20 protein-coding genes, 3 tRNA genes and 2 pseudogenes are annotated in these 17896 nt (G+C 59.1%); 8 read left to right on the top strand and 17 right to left on the bottom strand.

Going from position 1 to position 17896, the window contains the following annotated elements; genetic code table 11:
- Window positions 1-31: 31 nt before the first annotated feature.
- Both QPJ95_RS22610 and QPJ95_RS22615 read right to left on the bottom strand, forming a co-directional pair.
- Window positions 32-358, bottom strand: a complete 327-nt coding sequence (locus tag QPJ95_RS22610; RefSeq protein WP_270920286.1) for a sarcosine oxidase subunit delta — start codon at window positions 356-358, stop codon at window positions 32-34.
- 51 nt (window positions 359-409) lie between these two features.
- Window positions 410-1654, bottom strand: coding sequence for a sarcosine oxidase subunit beta family protein (locus QPJ95_RS22615; protein WP_270920287.1), 1245 nt, complete (start codon window positions 1652-1654; stop codon window positions 410-412).
- A gap of 186 nt (window positions 1655-1840) precedes the next feature.
- Here QPJ95_RS22615 and ccmI point away from each other — a divergent pair, with 186 nt between their 5' ends.
- From ccmI to QPJ95_RS22630, 3 genes are read left to right on the top strand one after another with little or no spacing between them, the layout of a single operon-like run.
- Entirely contained in the window at window positions 1841-3079 is a 1239-nt protein-coding gene (gene ccmI, locus QPJ95_RS22620; protein ID WP_270920288.1) for a c-type cytochrome biogenesis protein CcmI, read from the top strand.
- On the top strand, window positions 3076-3549 hold the full coding sequence (gene ruvX, locus QPJ95_RS22625) for a Holliday junction resolvase RuvX (RefSeq protein ID WP_270920289.1): 474 nt from the start codon (window positions 3076-3078) through the stop codon (window positions 3547-3549). The genes ccmI and ruvX overlap by 4 nt, the downstream gene beginning before the upstream one ends.
- Window positions 3550-3553: 4 nt before the next feature.
- Window positions 3554-3793 carry a DUF1289 domain-containing protein gene (locus QPJ95_RS22630; protein ID WP_270920290.1) on the top strand — a complete coding sequence of 80 codons (240 nt, stop codon included), beginning with the start codon at window positions 3554-3556 and terminating at the stop codon, window positions 3791-3793.
- Between the two features lie 139 nt (window positions 3794-3932).
- Here QPJ95_RS22630 and QPJ95_RS22635 read toward each other — a convergent pair whose 3' ends face one another.
- The 5 genes and pseudogenes from QPJ95_RS22635 to QPJ95_RS22655 all read right to left on the bottom strand — a co-directional run bounded on the left by QPJ95_RS22635 (window position 3933) and on the right by QPJ95_RS22655 (window position 8485).
- Complete coding sequence (locus QPJ95_RS22635; RefSeq protein ID WP_270920291.1) at window positions 3933-4757, bottom strand: sulfite exporter TauE/SafE family protein; 825 nt, start codon at window positions 4755-4757, stop codon at window positions 3933-3935.
- A gap of 90 nt (window positions 4758-4847) precedes the next feature.
- Window positions 4848-5786, bottom strand: coding sequence for a tRNA dihydrouridine(20/20a) synthase DusA (dusA, locus tag QPJ95_RS22640; protein WP_286018292.1), 939 nt, complete (start codon window positions 5784-5786; stop codon window positions 4848-4850).
- Between the two features lie 263 nt (window positions 5787-6049).
- Window positions 6050-6601: a hypothetical protein gene (locus QPJ95_RS22645; protein ID WP_270920293.1), complete on the bottom strand. Its 552-nt coding sequence runs from the start codon at window positions 6599-6601 to the stop codon at window positions 6050-6052.
- Window positions 6601-6972 carry a hypothetical protein gene (locus QPJ95_RS22650; RefSeq protein ID WP_270920294.1) on the bottom strand — a complete coding sequence of 124 codons (372 nt, stop codon included), beginning with the start codon at window positions 6970-6972 and terminating at the stop codon, window positions 6601-6603. The genes QPJ95_RS22645 and QPJ95_RS22650 overlap by 1 nt, the downstream gene beginning before the upstream one ends.
- A gap of 696 nt (window positions 6973-7668) precedes the next feature.
- Window positions 7669-8485: pseudogene (locus QPJ95_RS22655) on the bottom strand (transposase).
- Between the two features lie 140 nt (window positions 8486-8625).
- Here QPJ95_RS22655 and QPJ95_RS22660 point away from each other — a divergent pair.
- Together QPJ95_RS22660 and QPJ95_RS22665 are read left to right on the top strand one after the other, a co-directional pair.
- Window positions 8626-8784, top strand: a pseudogene (locus QPJ95_RS22660) (IS3 family transposase); the annotation flags it as partial.
- 24 nt (window positions 8785-8808) lie between these two features.
- Window positions 8809-9192, top strand: a complete 384-nt coding sequence (locus QPJ95_RS22665) for a nuclear transport factor 2 family protein (RefSeq protein WP_270920295.1) — start codon at window positions 8809-8811, stop codon at window positions 9190-9192.
- 237 nt (window positions 9193-9429) lie between these two features.
- Here QPJ95_RS22665 and QPJ95_RS22670 read toward each other — a convergent pair.
- The 3 genes from QPJ95_RS22670 to QPJ95_RS22680 form a co-directional block, all read right to left on the bottom strand.
- Window positions 9430-9506 (bottom strand) — tRNA-Asp (locus tag QPJ95_RS22670).
- A gap of 68 nt (window positions 9507-9574) precedes the next feature.
- A tRNA-Asp gene (locus QPJ95_RS22675) sits at window positions 9575-9651 on the bottom strand.
- A gap of 80 nt (window positions 9652-9731) precedes the next feature.
- Window positions 9732-9808 (bottom strand) — tRNA-Asp (locus QPJ95_RS22680).
- A gap of 641 nt (window positions 9809-10449) precedes the next feature.
- On the opposite strand from QPJ95_RS22680, the gene QPJ95_RS22685 reads away from it, so the two are divergent.
- From QPJ95_RS22685 to flbT, 3 genes are all read left to right on the top strand, one after another.
- A complete protein-coding gene (locus QPJ95_RS22685) occupies window positions 10450-11295 on the top strand; it encodes a flagellin N-terminal helical domain-containing protein (protein ID WP_286018222.1) in 846 nt (281 codons plus the stop codon).
- Window positions 11296-11371: 76 nt separating this feature from the next.
- Entirely contained in the window at window positions 11372-11743 is a 372-nt protein-coding gene (flaF, locus tag QPJ95_RS22690; RefSeq protein WP_286018223.1) for a flagellar biosynthesis regulator FlaF, read from the top strand.
- A 1-nt stretch (window position 11744) separates the two neighbouring features.
- A complete protein-coding gene (flbT, locus tag QPJ95_RS22695) occupies window positions 11745-12149 on the top strand; it encodes a flagellar biosynthesis repressor FlbT (protein ID WP_286018224.1) in 405 nt (134 codons plus the stop codon).
- A 134-nt stretch (window positions 12150-12283) separates the two neighbouring features.
- On the opposite strand, the gene queF is transcribed toward flbT, so the two are convergent.
- The 7 genes from queF to QPJ95_RS22730 form a co-directional block, all read right to left on the bottom strand.
- Entirely contained in the window at window positions 12284-12751 is a 468-nt protein-coding gene (gene queF / locus QPJ95_RS22700) for a preQ(1) synthase (RefSeq protein WP_270919589.1), read from the bottom strand.
- A 71-nt stretch (window positions 12752-12822) separates the two neighbouring features.
- Window positions 12823-13542 carry a 7-carboxy-7-deazaguanine synthase QueE gene (gene queE, locus QPJ95_RS22705; RefSeq protein WP_270919590.1) on the bottom strand — a complete coding sequence of 240 codons (720 nt, stop codon included), beginning with the start codon at window positions 13540-13542 and terminating at the stop codon, window positions 12823-12825.
- Window positions 13539-13895 (bottom strand): 6-pyruvoyl trahydropterin synthase family protein, encoded by a 357-nt coding sequence (locus QPJ95_RS22710; protein WP_270919591.1) that lies wholly within the window; start codon window positions 13893-13895, stop codon window positions 13539-13541. Before QPJ95_RS22710 ends, queE begins: the two co-directional genes overlap by 4 nt.
- On the bottom strand, window positions 13895-14587 hold the full coding sequence (gene queC / locus QPJ95_RS22715; protein WP_270919592.1) for a 7-cyano-7-deazaguanine synthase QueC: 693 nt from the start codon (window positions 14585-14587) through the stop codon (window positions 13895-13897). Before queC ends, QPJ95_RS22710 begins: the two co-directional genes overlap by 1 nt.
- Window positions 14588-14727: 140 nt before the next feature.
- Complete coding sequence (locus tag QPJ95_RS22720; protein ID WP_270919593.1) at window positions 14728-16131, bottom strand: TRAP transporter large permease; 1404 nt, start codon at window positions 16129-16131, stop codon at window positions 14728-14730.
- 11 nt (window positions 16132-16142) lie between these two features.
- Window positions 16143-16802 carry a TRAP transporter small permease subunit gene (locus QPJ95_RS22725; RefSeq protein ID WP_270919594.1) on the bottom strand — a complete coding sequence of 220 codons (660 nt, stop codon included), beginning with the start codon at window positions 16800-16802 and terminating at the stop codon, window positions 16143-16145.
- Window positions 16803-16879: 77 nt separating this feature from the next.
- On the bottom strand, window positions 16880-17890 hold the full coding sequence (locus tag QPJ95_RS22730; RefSeq protein ID WP_270919595.1) for a C4-dicarboxylate TRAP transporter substrate-binding protein: 1011 nt from the start codon (window positions 17888-17890) through the stop codon (window positions 16880-16882).
- Between the last annotated feature and the right edge of the window lie 6 nt (window positions 17891-17896).

Here is a 17896-nt window from a genome sequence, read left to right on the forward strand (position 1 = left end):
ATTTGAGTATTTTCAGCAAAAAGAAGGCTCATTAGAGGTCTCTCCAGCGCCAACCGGGGCGTTTGGCGCTGACCGCATCGCGGATGGCCTGTGGCGGTTCCAGTGTTTGCGCCGAATAGGTGCCAAACACCTCGAGCGTTGTGGTGCAGCGGGCGGCGTGGAACCACTTGCCGCAGCCATTGATGTGACGCCAGCGTTCAAAATGCACCCCGCGCGGGTTTTCGCGCATGAACAGGTAGTCGTGGAACTCAGCGTCGGAGGAGCCGGGACCAAAGCGGGTCAGATGTGCTTCGCCGCCGGCGTGCAATTCACTTTCTTCGGCTTTGACGCCGCAATATGGGCATTCAAGGATCAGCATGTCATTGTCCTTTGAGCGGCAGGGCAGCCTGCACGGAAGTATTACAGGTCATCAGTGCGCCACCCCGGCGGCGACGCTTTCGTCGATGAACTGGCCTTCTTTGAAACGGTCGATGGTGAAGGCCTCGGTCAGGGATGAGTGGCCGGTGGCCATCAGCTCGGCCATGCCCCAGCCGGATCCGGGGATCGATTTGAAGCCGCCGGTGCCCCAACCGCAGTTGACAAAGACATTGCCCACCGGGGTTTTGGAGATGATTGGCGAGCGGTCGCCTGTGACATCGACAATGCCGCCCCACTGGCGCAGCATCTTAAGGCGGCTGACCATTGGGAAGGTCTCAACCAGAGCGCGCACGGTCTCTTCGATGTGATGGAACGAGCCGCGCTGGGTGTAGTTGTTGAAACCGTCGGTGCCGCCGCCGATGACCATTTCACCCTTGTCGGACTGGCTCATGTAGCCGTGCACAGTATTGGCCATCACCACCACATCCATGCAGGGCTTGATCGGCTCAGACACCAGCGCCTGCAGCGCCACGCTCTCCATTGGCAGCCGGAAGCCGGCCATCTCAGACAGCACCGAGGCATTGCCCGCCACCAGCATACCCAGTTTGTCGCAGTCAATCGGGCCTTTGGAGGTATCGACACCGGCCACCCGGCCGCCTTCGACCCGTACGCCGGTGACTTCGCATTGCTGGATGATATCCATGCCCATGTCAGAGCAGGCGCGGGCATAGCCCCAGGCCACCGCATCGTGACGGGCGGTGCCGCCGCGTTCCTGCCACAGGGCGCCCAGCACCGGATAGCGCGGCCCGTCCAGATTGATGATCGGCACGATTTCCTTGACCCGCTGCGGCGAGACAAATTCGGTTTTGACGCCCTGCAGGGCATTGGCATGGGCGGTGCGCTGGTAGCCGCGGATTTCATGCTGGGTCTGCGCCAGCATCAACACGCCACGGGGGCTGAACATGACGTTATAGTTCAGATCCTGGCTCAGGTTTTCGTATAATCCCCGCGCCTTTTCGTAGATCGCCGCCGAGGGGTCCTGCAGGTAGTTGGAGCGGATGATGGTGGTATTGCGGCCGGTGTTGCCGCCGCCCAGCCAGCCCTTTTCAATCACTGCGACATTGGTGATGCCGTAGTTCTTGCCAAGATAGTAAGCGGTGGCCAATCCATGGCCGCCAGCGCCTACAATGATGACGTCATAGTGACGTTTGGGGGTGGGCGAGCGCCAGGCGCGCTCCCATCCGGAGTGGTAGCGCAGGGCCTCGCGCGCGACAGCAAATACCGAGTAGCGTTTCATGGCGAATCCAATTGGGTCGAGATATCAAAAGGTATGCCTCAGCCGCAGCTGGAGACCGCGCCGTTAATCGTCGTAATTGCGTGGGATTGCGACATCACTGTGGCGTGAGACCGCAGGCGGTATGGCAAGTTTACTCTTTTTTCCCCAGTCCTGGCCCTATAGACGAGGGCAAAATAGGGAAACGCTATGACCTTCTGGATTGTTACCTCGTTTATGGCGCTGGCCGTTTGTCTGCTGATTGCCATGGTTCTTTTGCGCGCCCGAAAACAGGGCGCGCCGGCAGCTGCATATGATCTGAAAGTCTATCGCCAGCAATTGCGCGAATTGGACAAGGATCTGGCCCGTGGGGTCATCAACCAAGGGGATGCCGAACGCACCCAGACCGAAATCTCGCGCCGCATTCTGGCCGCGGATGAGCAGCTTCAAAACCATCCCGCCAATCTAGCGCAGCCCCGGCGCGTGACCGTGGGAATGGCGGTGCTGGTTGCGGTGCTGGTCCTTGGCGGATCAATGGGGCTGTATTACCGGCTGGGGGTGCATGGCTATGGCGACATGCCACTGGCCGATCGCATAGAACAGGCGCAAGAACGGGCCACCGACCGACCCTCGCAGGCGCAGGCCGAAGCAGGCGCACCGCCGCAACCGCAGCAGCAGGTCGAGGACAGCTATTTGCAATTGGTGGAGCAGTTGCGCCAGACCGCTGGCGAACGCAGCAATGATGCCCAGGGTCAGGCGTTGCTGGTGCAACATGAGGCCAATCTGGGTAATTTTGTCGCCGCCTATCAGGCCAAGCAGAACTACATCCGCATCCTGTCGGGTGACGGTGTGGCCAAGGATCATGCCGAGACCGCCGAACTGATGATCATGGCCGCCGGTGGTTATGTCTCTCTGGAAGCTGAGGATGAATTGCGCCGCGCCCTGGAGCTGGACAAGGGCAATGGCCCGGCGCGATATTATTGGGGGCTGATGCTGGGGCAAATTGGCCGTCCGGACAGGGCCTATCAGATCTGGTCGGAGACCTTGCAGGCGGGGCCGGCAACGGCTGCCTGGATCCCGGGAATACAGGCGCAGATCGCCGAGATGGCCTATCGCGCCGGGGTTGACCACAGCCCGATCACCCCGCAGCCCGAAGCTGGCGGCGCTCTGTCCGGGCCCACCGCCGAGGAGATGGCCGGCGCACAAGATATGAGCAGTGAAGACCGCCAGCAGATGATCCGGGGCATGGTTTCGAACCTTGCAGAACGGCTGGCCAGCGAAGGCGGCTCGGCGCAGGAATGGGCCCGGTTGATTGTCGCCTTGAGCGTGCTGAACGAGGGCGATCGCGCCCGCACCATTCACCGCGAGGCCTTGCAGAATTTTGCCGAGGATGCGGAGGCCGTGGCCTTGATTACCGGTGCGGCCCAGCAGGCAGGACTATTGCAATGATCCGGGACCCGTTCGAAGAATTTGCAGCCTGCCTGCCCAGGCATCGCGCCCTGATTGGTCTGGATCTGGGGGATAAGACCGTCGGAGTGGCGGTTTCGGACCTGATGGGGACGGTGGCAACGCCGCTGTTGACGGTGCGGCGGAAAAAATTCACTCTGGATGCCGCCCAGCTGCTGGATATTATCAAGGGCCGCGACATCGCTGGCATTGTGCTGGGACTGCCGCGCAATATGGATGGCTCGGAAGGGTCACGCTGCCAGAAAACCCGCGCCTTTGCCCGCAACCTGAGCCGGCTGACCGAGTTGCCAATCGGGTTTTGGGATGAACGGCTCAGCACCGTGGCCGCTGAAAGGGCCCTGCTGGAGGCGGATACCTCCCGAAAGCGTCGTTCCGAAGTCATTGATCACGTGGCGGCTGCTTATATTCTACAAGGTGCGCTGGATCGCATGGCGCATTTGAGGAATGGATAGAGACATGAATCGCGACGTCTGGACCCGTGACGAGGTCGACTCTCCCTGCACCCAGGTCTGCGTCGTGCACCCCGAGACCCAACTCTGTGCCGGCTGTGCCCGGTCGCTGGATGAAATCAGCCGCTGGTCCCTGATGTCAGTGACTGAGCGTCATGCAATTGTCGCAGACCTGCCCAACCGAAATGCGGTGCCAAAAAAACGCCGCGGCGGTCGGGCTGGCCGGGCGGATCGGGTTCAACCGTGACCGGTGCCTGACGGCGCGACGTTATTGCGCGCCTGGCGGCGCGACGCCTCCGGCGGAGGTATTTTTAACAAGAAGAAGTGGGCGCCCGTATCCTTTTCAGCCGGCGGCGGCTGTCATCAGGTCCAACTGGGCACCCGGATCAATAGCCCAGAGCCTTGCGCAGCATATTCAGGGCGACCGCGATCAGGAACACCGCAAAGATCCGCTTTAGCGGCTTTGGGTCCATCGCATGAGCCAGCCGCACCCCCCAGGGCGCGGTGACCAGCGTCATTGCGATCACGACACCAAAGGCCACCAGATTGACCGCGCCAATGGTCAGGGGTGGCCGCACTGCCGGGTCAATCGGCAGCAACAGGAAGCCAATCACCGAGGGCACTGCGATGATGACGCCAAACCCGGCGGCGGTGGCCACAGCCCGGTGGATCGGCGTGTTATACAGGCTCATCAGTGGCACGCCGAAACTGCCGCCGCCAATGCCCATCAGCACCGACAGAAAGCCAACCAAAGGGGACAAGACCAGACGGCGCGCGCCTTTGGGCATTGCCTCGCCCAATCGCCACTCACTGCGCCCCAAGCCCAGATACAGCCCGATCACCAGCGCCAGAACCCCAAACAGCCCCTGCAGCGTGGTGGATCGCAGCGCCGAGGCCGCCAGCACCCCGGCGATGGCGCCGACAACAATCCCCGGCGCCCAGCTCCGTAGGATCTGCCAGTCAACGGCACCTTTCTTGTGATGGCTCATCACTGATCGCAGCGAGGTCACGATGATGGTCGCCAGCGAGGTGGCCAGACAGAGCTGCATCAGCTGATCACCGCCATAGCCCAGCGTCTGAAACGCGTAGAAAAAGGCTGGCACCAAGACGATTCCGCCGCCAACCCCCAGCAACCCCGCCAACACTCCGGCGACAGCGCCGATCACCGCAAGCATCAGCAGCATTTGGGTTAGTAGCATTGCATCGGGCATCGGGCTCTCCTTCAGGTATCGCGTTCCCCGGACAAAACGGTGTCCGGGGGCAAGAGTCCAGTTGCAAAAGGGCTGGGGCTGGGGTTGGGCTCAGCCGGTGATTGCCGTCAGCGCGGTTTCGACCAGCGCCGGTCCGGCACTGTCGCGATGGGCACCCTCGGACAGGGTCCGCCGCCATTGTCTGGCGCCGGGACGCCCCGCGAACAATCCCAGCATGTGACGGGTCACCTGATGCAAGCGACCGCCGCCGCTGAGATGCCGCTCAATGTAGGGCAACATCTGCCGGGCGACCTCAACCGGGTCACTGACCGCGCCAGTGCCATAGATCTGTTGATCCGCAGCGCGCAGGACATCGCCGGGCTGGTGATAGGCCGCCCGACCGACCATCACCCCATCTAGGCCACGGTCGAGCTGCGCCTTGGCCTCTTCCAGGGTGGTGATGCCGCCATTGATCGAGATATGCAGATCCGGAAAATCGGCTTTCATCTGGTGCACGATCTCGTAGTCCAGCGGCGGAATATCCCGATTTTCCTTGGGGCTGAGGCCCTGCAGCCAAGCCTTGCGGGCATGGATCGTCACCCGGGTGCAGCCAGCAGCGCGGATCTTTTGCAGGAAGTCGGGCAGGATCTGCCGGGGTTCCTGCTCATCGACGCCGATGCGGCACTTGACGGTCACCTCGACATCAACCGCTTCGCGGATGGCGGTGACACAGTCTGCCACCAATTCGGAACGCTGCATCAACACTGCACCAAAGGCACCGGACTGCACCCGGTCGGACGGGCAGCCGCAATTGAGGTTGATCTCATCATAGCCTGCCTCGGCCCCTAGCCTGGCGGCTGCGGCCAGCTCGACCGGGTCAGACCCGCCAAGTTGCAAAGCCAGTGGATGTTCCTGCGGACTGTAGGCCAAAAGGTGCAGAGCCCCGCCGCGCACCAAAGCCGGAGCGGTCACCATTTCAGTATACAGCAGCACCTCACGGCTGAGCAGACGGTGCATGTAGCGACAATGGCGGTCGCTCCAGTCCATCATCGGCGCCACACTTAAACGTGCCGCATTTTTTATGTTACTTTTCAAACTATTAGCTCCACATCAGCCGGTCACCCATGTCGCAGGATTCCCCCGTATTTGCCCGTATTTCAGGGGGTTTCAGGGGATTTTCGATTCGAGCGTGCCACCGTGTAGCACATCCGAACGGCGCAAACAGCGTCCTCTCAGGGCGCGACTGCGATGCCGTAGCCCCCCCTCTTCCCAAGAGCAAATTCTCTCTCGAAAACCGGCAATCAAATTTCGAACTATTTTTCGTGGTTTCGAACCAACTTCCCTATCATCGCAACCCAGATGGGAAGAAAACCAAGGTGCAGGATCTGAACGTAATCGCGCTTACCCGCTGGCTGGCAATGTCGGGTCGCGAACTCATCTGGCAAGTCCCAGCCTTTGAGCGGCACAGCCTGGTCCACCGCGCCTACTTTCTGCGCCAATAATGGCAGGTGGCGCATCGGAGCGAACACCATGTCGGCCTTCTCATAGGCGTCATAGGGCACGGGCGGCTGAGCCATTACTGAAATCGAGCCCCGCATCAACCGCTCGCCGAAGGTCTCACTATGCGGGCAGCAAAGCTTCTGGATGGTGGACGAGGCATGGTGTTGATTGCACGCCAATATTTCACGCAGGACGTTCACCTGAACTGTTGCAGATTTTTCAAATTCAGAACTGAGCGGATCAAGAAGCCCGAAATGCCCTTTGTCAATTTGGCACAGTCGCTTATTTGCCGGGATTAATTCAAAAACCGCATGTTGTATGTCTGGCGCACAATGTTCCATCTCATCGTTCTTGCCAATGATCATCAACTTCTGCGCAAATATTTATTGAGCCGCCAGAGCTGGTGGAAACGGCCCCCCCCCGTTTCAGGGCTGGCTCGAGTCTCCAGATTTTGCCAGCCACTGCCATGTCGTCCGCCATGCTCAATGAACCAGCGGTAGGCCTGTATCGACTTGAGCAATGAGGGCGCATTCGCCTGATCGCTTGATACGACGGGGATTGGCCCAATCGTATTCTCAGGTGTGCCACTGACGTCTCCAGACTCAAAAACATTTCCCAGAAGAGTGAATGCCTCAAGGCCAGGAACGGCGTCGGGCTGGGTATTTCCGCAGGCCGGGATCTGGGCAATAATGCCAGCTAATTTCCCGATCAGAGCGCCGACAACGAGCGTGACCATTGCCGAATAGCTGTCGCCCCAATCGCATCATAAGCCGGGACGAAATGATCGAAAAGGTTTGGAATGGCAGGATCGTCTCAGAAACGGCTATCGGCTCGCGGATCAGTGCGGCGCTTGCTGCGATAGGCGGCAGTGGGCGGGCGCAACACTGCATCAAAACCGGGCCACGCAAAGGGTGCAGATTTATTGCATCGGTCCATTTCGATGATCCCGTTGAGAAGCCACAGATAGAGGTCAGGCAGACCCTTTCCGACAGTCAGAAAGTCTATTATTGTCAGTCGCGCGACGGCACAGACATTGCATATTCGCGCACGGGTCGCGGCTATCCGATGGTTCGGGTCGGGCATTGGCTGACCCATTTGGAATATGACTGGCGTAGCCCCATATGGCGCCCGTTTCAGGAGGCTTTGGGTCAAAGTTTTAGCCTGCACCGGTATGATCAGCGTGGGTCAGGCCTATCGGCGCGGGATGTAACAGAGTTGTCATTGGCTCGGTTTACAGAGGAACTGGAAGCTGTTGTGGCGGCAACCGGGCTCGAACGGTTGCCGCTGACCGTCACAGGGCGCGCCTGTTGCAATCAGCTATGCCGCACAAAAGCCCGATCGAGTGAGCCATCTGATCTTGCAAGGGGAATATGACGTTGGCTTTGTTGCACAAATCGGATTGCGTCTGGACTTCTCCTTACCCCTGACGGATTTATCCTACGGTAACAGTTTCGGGTATGCCAAGTGCTGTGAATCCGTTTAGGATCGCAGCACGAATTTGGATCTCCGCAACCTGCCTATCAAAGTCTCGCGCAGAGGGGCGCTGACCCAGCAGTTTCACACAGTGCTTTTTTATCTCCACGCAGCTTTGGCGGTGGTATCCGGTCAGTTGTCGCCACAATGCGCGGCCCAGATACTTTGAGGAACGGACCGCGTCCGTTTCGCGCCCTGGCCCCGGGCGTGTCCATTGCACGGCAGTGCATGTCTGCATGCACGAGAGGCGGGCTCCCATAACTTGGCGTTCTTGCGTGGCGGGACCGCCATGCTTGCGTGCGTTCCACTCGCCCTCCCCCTCGGCTTTGATGCCAGTGCTATCCACTGCCTGGCAGTCGTTGCTTGCAGCGATGAGAGGGGATCAGAAGGTGCAATGGTCCCGGTGAACTCCGGTATGGAATGGCAACCGACAACGTCTTCTGTCCCTCTCGTGCATGTAAACATGCACTGCCAGGCAGTGGGCGACACAAGGTGCTGAAATCGGGCACCGCCCAGTCAAGCCCGACCAGTTCCAGTAGGCTTTCCACAAACCCGGTCGCCTGCCTCAAAGGCAAGCCGAACAGCACTTTGATGGTCAGGCAGGCTTGTATCGCCGCATCGCCATAAACCTGCTGACGTCCACGTTGGCCTGACGGCTTCGCCTCCCACGCCATCTCTGTGTCAAACCAGATTGATAAAGACCCGCGCCGCTTCAGGGAAAGGATATAGGTCGACCAGTTCTTGGTCTTATAAGTCGTCGGTGTCCAGCTGCTCATGACCGCCAGATATCACGCTGGATTCACGAGATGAATCCCCTCAATCGATTTGTGCAACAAGGCCGTGGTCGACCTCTTTTCCCGCCGCAGCATCGGCCCGCTCTCGGTGATGCATGCATCATCAGACGGTAACGGGGTTAATGCAGAGCAGGACATGCAAAACCAGAGAACCCGCAAGGCACGATATCTTCGGCGACATCGAGATGTTCTATAATTCGAGGCGCAAACACGCTAGCAACGGGATGCTGTCGCCAGTAGCCTTGGAAAGACAGCAGGCACGGAAGCTGCAAGGCAGCTAGGAAACTCGGGGCTAACCAATCTTCATGACAGAAGAATCACACTCAGGCAGCATGTTACTCGACGAAATTCTGGCGCTGGAAACACAGGTCTGGCGGGCGCTGGTGGCGGGTGATCCCGAGGCTGACGCAAGCCTGCTTTCGGCTGATTTCCTCGGTGTATACCCGTCAGGATTTGCCACCAAGGCCGAGCATTGTGGTCAATTGACCGACGGCCCGGTGATGCAGGTATTTTTGCTTGATCACACACAACTGCGGGTGATTTCTCCGGACGCCGTCCTGTTGAGTTACCGGGCGCAGTATCAGCGAACCGGGCGCCCACACCAAGAGGTGATGTATATCACATCCCTGTGGCAGCGTCGCGCAGATGGCTGGTTGAACAGCTTCAGCCAAGACACCCCCACAGCCTGACCGCGACAGGCTTCCAAGGACGATGGGCTCCCGCCCGGGCCTCAATCCTTGAGGATCGGCCCCGTTGGGCTTGGCAGCGTGCCTGCGGCCCGCTGCGGCTGTATCCCGCCTTCAATCGAAGTCACTTGTGGCTGACGTCGCTTGGGCAGACGTCACTGTGGTGTCAATGTGGCGCCAGAGCCCGGAGATATCCCGGAGACATCAAGGCGAGTCACACTGAAATGGATTTGGGGAAAGTGGCGCGGTTGACGGGGCTCGAACCCGCGACCTCCGGCGTGACAGGCCGGCACTCTAACCAGCTGAGCTACAACCGCGCAATGACCTTACGGTCACGTCCCCTCCGGGGCGGATCCTGATATCCTCAGGATAGGATGAAAAGTAGTGGCGCGGTTGACGGGGCTCGAACCCGCGACCTCCGGCGTGACAGGCCGGCACTCTAACCAGCTGAGCTACAACCGCGCATTTTCTTCTCACCGGATCTTGCGACCCAGTCCCCTCCGGGGCGGACCTTGATTTCCCCAAGGCGGGTAAGACAGCAGTGGCGCGGTTGACGGGGCTCGAACCCGCGACCTCCGGCGTGACAGGCCGGCACTCTAACCAACTGAGCTACAACCGCTTGCTATCCATCCAACATCGCTGCTGAATGTTGGGCTGTAATATTCCCAGCGCTCGGGCATCGTCAAGCGGTGTTTCGGCTTTTTCGCAGCTTTCCGGAAAAAAAATGCACTTCCCCGGACAAGTCGCTGTAAATAAGCACTTACTCTCGCCGGGGATGATCTCCAAAAGCCACCAATTCTTCCGGGTATACCGGCGTGCCGTGCAGAAGCGACCCGAATGGCATCTGCAGGTCCCTGCAGGCGCCCCAGGTTCTCTGAAACAGCGCCAGGTCTGGCGCCGTCAGGCATTGATTCTGCCGCCGTCGGCGTTGATTCAATGGGGTCGCTTATCCATTGCATGGATTTTCAGTCACCACGCGCCCCAAGAGGACCCTGCACCCTGCCTTAACCAGGCCTGCAGCGAGCCGGGCGGGCTGATTGCCCAGGTCCGGCAGATATCTCCATTTTAGGGAAAATTCTATCTATGCAATTCCTGCCATTAGCACTCCTTTAGCACCTGTTGCGCCAATGTCTGCTTGCATATCGGACCGGGCAGCACGACTGCCTCCGGCCGACCACAACTGTCAGAAACGACATGAGAAGCCATGCCCGTCAGGGCCGAATACGCTGGGTAAAATCCTGGCAGATCAAGGAACAGAATATGACCAGCATTTTGACCAACAGTGGCGCAATGGTTGCCCTGCAAACTCTGCAATCCGTGAACAACAACCTGACCGATGCGCAAAACGAGATTTCGACCGGGAAACAGGTTGGGGCCGCCAAAGACAACGCCGCCGTCTGGGCCATTTCCAAAACCATGGAATCTGACATTGCAGGCTTCAACGCGATCTCGGAAAGCCTGGCCATTGGCGAAGCGACTGTCGCCGTGGCCTCTGCCGGCGCCGAACAGATCGTGGATAAACTGATCGAAATCAAAGAGCTGATTGTTTCCGCTCAGTCCGAGAACGTCGATCACGACAAAATTCAGCTCGACATTGACAAGAAGTCCGCTCAGGTTGCTGCGATTATTTCTGCGGCCCAGTTCAACGGCGCCAACCTGCTAGCATCTGACATCGACGGCAATTCCACCACTCAACTGGGTGTTCTGGCCTCGCTTGACCGTATCGGCGCAACCGGTACGCCCACAGGCACTAAAATTCTCATTGATACGGTTGATTTTGAAGCCGACATTGATCTTACCGGCATGCAGACAATTTCCGATTCCACTGAAGCGGCCCAAGCCATGATTGACATCGAGCTCTTCCTGGAAAAGGCCATTACCGGCGCGGCGCAACTGGGGTCCGACAGCGCCCGCCTGAAGGACCAGGGCGAATTTGTCTCCAAGCTGACCGATTCCATGAAAATGGGTGTCAGCGCGATGACCGATACCGACATGGAAGAGGCCTCGGCGCGATTGAAAGCCCTGCAAACCCAGCAGCAACTGGCGGTGCAATCGCTGTCGATTGCCAATAGCGCGCCAGAAACACTGATGACACTGTTCCGCTAAGAACTCTGAGCCGGGGCGTCACCGCGCCCCGGCTTCCCATCTCAGAGAATCTGAAGATACTACGTAAGGAATTGACGTGAACGCGCTCAGACATGCGAAGCAAGCCTATTCGGCGGCAAAAGCCCCGACCCGCACCCTTAAAAACCTTGAGTACGACGCCATTGCGCGGGTGACTCACCGGCTGGTTGCAGCCGCAAACAAGGGCCCCGACGGGTTCAACACTCTGGCAGCTGCCCTCACCGACAATCGCAAGCTGTGGTCCATTTTCATGGCCGATATTGCCAGCCCCAACAACCAGCTGCCGTTGGAGCTGAAGGACCATCTCACCTATCTGACCGAGTTCACGCGACAACACACCAGTAAAGTGCTGGCCCGCAAAGCCGGCGTCACACCTCTGGTTGAAATCAACACGGCCATTATGCGTGGCCTACGAAGCGGAGCCCCATGAAATGAGCGGACTTGTCCTTAAACTTGCCCCCAAAGAACGCGTTCTGGTCAATGGCGCGGTGATTGAAAACGGCGACCGGCGCAGCCGGTTGTCGATCGTAACGCCGGACGCCAATATCCTGCGCCTGCGCGATGCAATCCACCCCGAGGACGCCAACACTCCGGTGCGTCGGGTCTGTTACGCCGCCCAGCTGGTCCTGACCGGCGACATCGATCCGCAGGAGGATCGGTTGCCGATGCTGCGCCGCATCGAAGACCTGAGCCAGGTCTTCACCGACCCCGACAGCCGCACCTCACTGGCCGAGGCGACGGAGGCGGTGATCCAGAACAACCACTATCGCTGCCTCAAGGCGCTGCGCTGCCTACTGCCGCGCGAGGAAAGATTAATCGCGGTGAACCCAACATAAGCTTTAGCTTTCGGCCGATTGCTGCCAGAACAGCGGCATCAGCTAAATCCCCCTCTCAGCAAATGAGGCGCGTGTAGAACACGCGCCCCTCAGAGATCGCTGGGTCGGCGATCACAGGATCAGCCAGCATTTCATTACCCCCGGCCACGATAGGTCGGAACACCCTGATCAGGAATCCACACCCCCACAGGCTGCTCTCCGGTTTGATAAAAGATATCAATCGGAATTCCGCCGCGCGGATACCAATAGCCGCCGACCCTCAGCCATTGCGGCTGCAGCACCTCCACCAGTCGCTTGCCGATGGTAACCGTGCAATCCTCGTGAAAGGCACCGTGATTGCGGAACGACCCAAGGAAAAGTTTCAGCGATTTGCTTTCGACCAGCCAGTCACCAGGCACGTAATCCAGCACGATATGCGCAAAATCCGGTTGCCCGGTCATTGGGCACAGCGACGTGAACTCGGGGGCGGTAAAGCGGACCGCATAGTTAGTGCCAGCCTGAGGGTTCGGCACCCGTTCCAGCACCGCCTCTTCGGGCGAGTTCGGCAGCTTGGTCGCGCCGCCAAGTTGGGTCAGGTTTGCATAGATGTCTTCGTTTGCCATTTGTCATATCCTTTGGTCACGGCGCGCCCTATTCCCGGTCAGTCATCCCTACCAGGCGGCCCGCCTTTTTGTCACACGCCGCGTTTGTTGCCCCAAACAAGCACATGCAGCTGCGGCAGAATGGTGGGGTCGTACCAGCGATCGCCCAGGGCTTTGTCGATCAGCCATTGATAACGGCTCATGATGCCGTCCAGGTCGATCTCGGCGTCGTCGGCGTCTGGCGGTGGTGGGGTATGATTGCCCGGTTGCAGATAGAGCGGCAGATCCGGGTAGCGCCGCGCGACCGCTCGCGCCCAGGCATAATCCACATCGTCAAAGACCACGATTTTCATCACCGTCTGCACCTGCCCGGCCCGCGCCAGACAATCCTCAAACCTGGCCCAGTCCACCGTTTCCCCCGAGGATGGCGGCTTGGGGCTGAGGATCAGCATCGACAGCGCGCTGAACCAGTCCTGCGCAACCGAGCCCTGGGTCTCCATGGCAAAACCATATCCCCGCGCCTTGCCCAGGGAGATCAGCGGCGCAAAGTTCTGGATCGCCGGGTTGCCGCCGGACAGCGACACCGTCAACGGTACCCCGCCTGAGAGCTCCTCGACCCGCGTCAGGATGGCCGCCGCAGTCATCCGTGACCAGTCATGACGATAGGCACTGTCCACCGCATGCAGGCTGTCACACCAGCTGCACCGGTAGTCACAGCCCCCGGCCCGCACAAAGACGGTCGGAACCCCGATCACCGCGCCCTCGCCCTGAATGGTTGGGCCAAATATTTCCGCGATACGCAGCGCACTCATGGTCTGTACTCGGCCCAGGTCTTGGGGGTCTCGCTGATTCGCACGGCGCTGGTCTGTGGCCAGTGTTTCTTGCAGAAATCAAAGATTTCCCTGGCCAGGAATTCCGAGGTGATCCCGTCATGGCCAAACACAACATTGAGATGGCGATGGTCCAATCCGTCGTCGATCCAGGTCTTTAGCGGCTTTAACTCGCGGTAATCCAACACAAAACCGTTGCGGTCCAATGTCGCAGCACTCAGCTCGACCTCGACGATATAATTATGCCCATGCAGCCGCGCGCAGGGGTGGTCATCCGGCAAGTTGCACAGCTGGTGACTGGCGGAAAAATGGAACTCTTTGGTGATGCGGAACATCAGGACGCCTCCACTACAGATTTCCAATAGTCGCGATCGGCATAATCAGTTGGATCGCTGATCCCCGCCAGATCAAAGGCCTCGCGGCGTTCCACACAGGTGCCACAGCGGCCACAATGCAAGTCACCGCCTTTGTAACAGGACCAGGTATCGGCGAACGGGGTGTGGTGTCTGGCGCCCTCGGTCACAATCGCGGATTTTGGCACATGCACAAAAGGCGTATACAGCTTGACCGAGGCATAGCCATCCAGCGCCCGGTCCTGCATCACCTGAAATGCGTCGATAAAATCGGGGCGGCAGTCCGGGTAGATAAAGTGATCGCCGCCATGCACCGCTGCGGCAACGGCATCGGCCTGCTTGGCGGCGGCAACGCCAAAGGCAATGGCCAGCATGATCGCATTTCGATTGGGCACCACCGTCACCTTCATGCTGTCTTCGGCGTAGTGGCCGTCTGGCACATCCACATCATCGGTCAGCGCAGAGCCGCTGAGAAACTGGCCAATGTGGCGCATGTCAATCAGCTCAAACGGCACCTCCAGCCGATCAGCTGCCCGTTCGGCAAATCTGAGCTCCTTTTTGTGACGCTGTCCATAGTCGAAAGAAATCAGGCCGACCAATTCCTGTTCCGCGGCCACCTTATGGGCAAGCGAAACCGAATCGAGTCCGCCTGAGCAGATAACGAGTGTCTTCATTTTCAGATCCATGTTTTATAAGCCGGGTTGGCTGCGACCGGCGCTCACACCGTGTGAGCAGTGCGTCTATAGCACAGTCGCAGCCTGGGGAAAACCACATTGCGGTCCTCCCCTTGGCCTATGGATCTTAGCCGACCAGTTTAGCCAACCAGTGACGGCAGGTACAAAACGATACCCGGAAAAGCCACTAGCAGGGCGATGGTCACCCCGTCGGCAATGAAAAACGGCATCACGCCGCGGAACACGTCCTGTACCGTCAGATCATCGCGCACCCCTGCCACCACAAAGCAGTTCAACCCGATTGGCGGGGTGATCAGGCAGAACTCGGCCATTTTCACCACCAGGATGCCAAACCAGATCGCGCACATGGTGCCACTCATGCCAAAGGCACTGTCAGCAGCGGCAACGCTCTCGCCACCATTCAGCGCCATCACCGCCGGGTAGACAACAGGCAGCGTCAGCAACAGCATGCCAATGGCATCCATGAACATGCCCAACACTGCATAGGCCAGCAAAATGCAGATCAGGATCACCATCGGCGCCATATCCAGGCTGGTGATCCAGTCCGAGAACGCCCCAGGCAGATCAGCAAAGCCCAGGAAGCGCACATAGATAAGCACGCCCCAGATGATAGTGAAAATCATCACCGTCAGCTTGGCGGTTTCCAGCAGTGCAGATTTCAACTGCTCCCATTTCATGCCGTTGTAGATCGCCATGCAGAACACAACAAATGCCCCCAGTGCGCCGCCTTCGGTCGGGGTGCCCCAAGCCTGGTCTCCGAAAGGATTGTAGACAAAGCAAATGATGATCACGACGACAAAGATGATTGGCATGGCGGCAGGCAGAGATTCAAACCGCTGGCGCCAAGTATAGCCGGTCACTGGCGGACCGACATTTTTGAACACCACCGCGATGCCAACGATCAGCATCACATAGACCACAGCACTAAAAGCACCGGGAATGAACCCGGCCAGCAGCAGCTTGCCCACGTCCTGTTCCACGATGATCGCATAGATCACCAGAATCGCCGAAGGCGGGATCAGCGAGGCCAGGGTGCCAGCCGCAGCGACAACACCGGCGGCGAACTGCTTGTTGTAACCAAGCGCCAGCATTTCCGGGATGGCAATGCGGGCAAAGACAGCCGAGGTGGCCACCGAGGCGCCAGAGACCGCGGCAAAGCCCGCCGTGGCAAACACCGTCGCCACCGCCAGCCCGCCGGGCAACCAGGCGATCCAACGCTTGGCGGCCTCAAACAGCGCCTTGGTCAGGCCGGCATAATAGGCCAGATAACCGATCAGGATAAAGGTCGGGATCAGGCTCAACGCCTGGCTTGAGACCTTTGAGTGCGGCACCTGCCCTGCCACCTTGACCGAAACGGTCAGGGCTTTGAGGAATTTATCCGGTGCATAGCCAAACTTGGCCCAGAAAATCCACACCAGTCCAACAAGGCCGGCCATTGCAGCGGCAAAGGCCACCCGCATTCCAGCCACCACCATAACCAGCATAAAGCCGGTGACCCAAAGGCCAATTTCGATTGGTTCCATGTTCCTGCCCCTTAGTCTTCTGTGCCGCTGTTGACGGCGCCGGTGTCGGCCCCGCTCAGCTGGTCTGCTTCTGCTGCCGCCTGCGCCGCCGCGCTTTGCACCAGTGGCACCGCCACCGGGTGTCTCAGCCCCAGAACCAGTGCGCGCCCATAGCCCCAGGCCTGCAACACCAGTCGCAGGCACAGCACCGAAAATGCCACCGGCACCAGCAGTTTGGCAGGCCAGATCGGCAGGCTGATATCGATCGAGCTGTCCCGGCTCCACAGCGGTGCGGCGAAATCAAACGAGCGGCTGAAATGCGAGTAGCTGCCCCAGACCAGCGCCAGCATCAGCAGCAGGATCAGCAGCACCGAGATCAGCTCGAACAGCCACAGGGCGCGCCCCTTCAGGGCTGCGACCAGAATATCCATGCGGATATGGCCACCGTCGCGCTGCACATAGGAAATCCCCATAAAAGCAATCAGCGGCATCGCTTGTTCAATCCAGTCAACATAGCCCGGCAAAGGCGCGTTAAACGCATTGCGCCCGCCCACCGAAACCACCGCCAGCACCATCAATGAAAACACTGCCAAGCCGCTGACCAGCGCCAGCAGCTGCTCTAACTTCAGCAACTGACCATCCAACCGGCTGATCAGACTGCCATCTTCTAAAACCGCAGCGCTTGTCGCCATGGAACAGATCCTCGTCTATATATTGAAATCAAAATGGGCCGGGCAATGCTGCCCGGCCCCAATCACATATCGCCGGCTTACTTGCGGGTGTCAGCCAGAGTGTCCATCAGCAGGTCATACAGCTCTTGTGCGGGAATACCCTGCGCCGTCATGTCCGAAATCCACTGTTCGCGAATTGGATCGGCTGCCACGGTGCGGAACTCGGCCAGCTGTGCTTCGGAAAACTCAACCTTATGCACACCCTTTTCGTCCAGCACTTCATCCCACTTGGCCAAGAGCTCGCCATAGTTGGCGAGGTAGTGCGAAATCGCCTCATCGACCGAGCTGTCCAGCGCCTCACGCTCACCATCGCTGAGCGCATCATAGGCATCAGTATTGACCACCACCGGGCAGTTCACGGTGCCCGGGTTCAGGTTTGCAGTCCACCAATCGGCGCGGTTGATGGTGCCATAGGACAAATGCGCATGCTGAGCAAAGGCCACAGTATCAACAACACCGGATTCCATCGCGTTATAGGCTTCGGTTGCGGTCACGGATGTTGGCACCGCACCAACAGCGGCAAAGGCCTTGCCGATACCACCGGTGGCCCGAACCCGCATATCCTTGAACGAGTCCAGTGTCGCGCGCGGATCACCTGTGCCAACCAGATTGTACTGCGGCATGGGCGAGGTCATCAGCAGCTTGGCGTTCCAGCGGGCCAGATCAGCCTGAACGGCCGGATGCGCATAGACCGCATTGGCAACGGCGACTTCTTCTTCCAGCGTATTCACCCCCAGGAATGGCAGTTCCAGCACGGTGATGGTTGGGTTCTTGTCGCGGTGATAGCCCGCACAGAACTGTGCCATCTCAAAGGCACCAATGGAAATTCCGTCCAGGTTTTCTTTGTTCTTGGACAGCCCACCGTAGGAGATATTCAGCGTGAAATCGCCATTGGTCTTTTCGCTGACCAGTTCAGCCAGACGTTCAACATGTTCGGTAAAGGCGCGGCGCTTACCCCAGACAGAGACATTCCACTCCGTGGCGGCAGCTTCCGAGACAATGGCAAATCCCGCTGTGGCCATCAGGGCCGCGGTCAACATCTTGGTCATAATTTC

Origin of the sequence: Parasedimentitalea psychrophila, assembly GCF_030285785.1 — a bacterium.
Classification (GTDB): domain Bacteria; phylum Pseudomonadota; class Alphaproteobacteria; order Rhodobacterales; family Rhodobacteraceae; genus Parasedimentitalea; species Parasedimentitalea psychrophila.